This is a genomic window from Okeania sp. SIO2B9 (assembly GCF_010672505.1).
Classification (GTDB): domain Bacteria; phylum Cyanobacteriota; class Cyanobacteriia; order Cyanobacteriales; family Microcoleaceae; genus Okeania; species Okeania hirsuta.
On sequence record NZ_JAAHGK010001300.1, the window covers coordinates 1 to 2111 of the forward strand.

Consider the following 2111-nt stretch of genomic DNA (forward strand, 5'->3'; position numbering starts at 1 on the left):
TCCCTATTGCCTGTTGCCTATTGCCTGTTGCCTGGGCGAAGCGCTATAGTCTTGAAATTACACGGTTGTTATATCATGGTGAGCCATTAGTCAAGGTAGACACCATACTCTCAAAAATCGAAGATAATAAATAAATGTAAAAATGACTCATATAGGTAAATAGGTAAATATCAAGTCATACTAAAAATTACTCGATCCTTATCTATACTGACTTACATTCTATATATCTTGACAAAAATTATTATAAAATGAGGCCGAGCCAATGATTGAAATGAAAGTTGCAGGAATAGCATTGGATGCATCAACACGGAATCCAATCGTATTGTTAAGAGATGGTACCGAGCGACGTGCTTTGCCCATCTATATAGGTCAAGACCAGGCCAAGGCAATTATCAGCGCTCTGGAAAACCATCAGCCACCACGTCCATTGACTCACGACCTCACGGTTAGTATTTTAGAATCACTAAGTGGGGTGTTGGAAAAGGTGGTAATTCATTCATTGCAAGATAACACCTTCTATGCAGTGCTAATTATTAAGCAAGGAGAAACTAAAAAAGAAATTGATGCCAGGCCCAGTGATGCGATCGCTATTGCCCTACGTACCAATAGTCCCATCTGGGTAATGGAAGAAGTCGTAGCAGATGCCTCTATTCCAGTAGACCAAGATGCAGATGAAGCAGAAAGGCAAGCCTTTAGGGACTTTATATCAAAACTTCGCCCTGAAGATTTAATCAAACGTGGTGGTTCTAGCACTGGTGAATTATCCTAGTACTATTTTAATAGAATTAAAAATGCAAAAGTCAAAGAAGATTTATTTAGCTGAAAACTTTTTCAAGTTTATTTGAACCTTGGCCAAACGGTCAATAGTAGTTAGGACTCAGGTATTGCCTATGCCAGATTCTATCATAAATGTTGAAAGAGGACTCCCTTGATCATCGCATTTATTGAACGGTGAGATGAATTTCAAGCAGAAAAATAATTGAGCAATACGCGCGCATTTTTAGTGTTATAATTTTATCAATAGCCGTGGGGCACACGGTTAAATAAAAGCGCACCGCCTGCCCTGAGGTTTCCTGAGTTTAAAGACAGAGCAAGAAGACTTGTGTGGATGGTCTGACAAGGGTGCAACTCAGTTTATTTGATTTGTTATCTAGTTAAGAATCTATTTACTGGCAAGAATCTCCTGTTATAATCGCGAGATTTAACCCTGAGAGTATAAAAAGATAGGTAGAAAGAAGCGATCGCTCAATAGCAAAACTAAAAACTAAAAACTAGAATATATAGGTGCACTACCGCAGGTTTGGCAAAACGAACTTAAACCTCTCAGTTTTTTCTTTGGGAACTATGCGATACTTGGTATCTCAGGAAAATGCTGTAGAAACAATCAAGCAAGCTGTAAATATGGGAATTAACCACATAGAAACAGCTAGAGGTTATGGTAAAAGTGAAAAATATCTGGGTGCGGCGTTGGTCTGTGAGCTGCAGCGTACCCAACTTTATATCACAACAAAAATTACACCTACAAGAGATGTCAGTTTGATAGAGCGATATATAAATGAATCTCTAGAAAACCTAAATACAGATTATTTAGACTTTTTGGCTATTCATGGCATTAATACTTGGGAACATTTAGAAATTACCCATCATGGAATTAAAGCAATACATAAAATGATCGATGATGGGCGAGTTAGACACATTGGTTTTTCTACCCATGGCCCTTTAGATGTAATTTTAGCGACTATTAATACTGACTTTTTTCAATTTATTAACTTACATTATTACTACTTTTTCCAACATAATGCCCCTGCAATAGAGTTAGCCAAACAAAAAGATATGGGCATTTTTATTATTTCTCCCGCAGATAAAGGTGGGCAATTATATACACCATCTCCTACTCTTCAGGAACTGTGTCAACCTTTTTCTCCATTGGAATTAAATTATCGATTTTTGTTAAGTGACCCGAGAATAACAACCTTAAGTGTGGGTGCTGCTAGGCCACAAGAATTAGAATGGCCTCTGAGTATCAGCAGTTGCACGCAACCCCTCACTCCTCAAGAAGCAGAGATATTTCAGCGTTTGGAAAATCAGGCTTTAACAAGGTTAGGCACAGA

General features: G+C 38.0%; 2 protein-coding genes. Both read left to right on the plus strand.

Features of this window, described 5'->3' with window-relative positions:
- The first annotated feature begins 262 nt into the window (after nt 1–262).
- Nucleotides 263–769, plus strand: coding sequence for a bifunctional nuclease family protein (locus tag F6K13_RS30065; RefSeq protein WP_124147455.1), 507 nt, complete (start codon nt 263–265; stop codon nt 767–769).
- Nucleotides 770–1284: 515 nt separating this feature from the next.
- On the plus strand, nt 1285–2111 hold an 827-nt coding region (locus F6K13_RS30070), incomplete at its 3' end, for an aldo/keto reductase (protein ID WP_287289411.1).

Coding starts and splice junctions, on each gene's coding strand:
- F6K13_RS30065 (WP_124147455.1), top strand. CDS start 263: ATGATTGAAATGAAAGTTGCAGGAATAGCATTGGATGCATCAACACGG.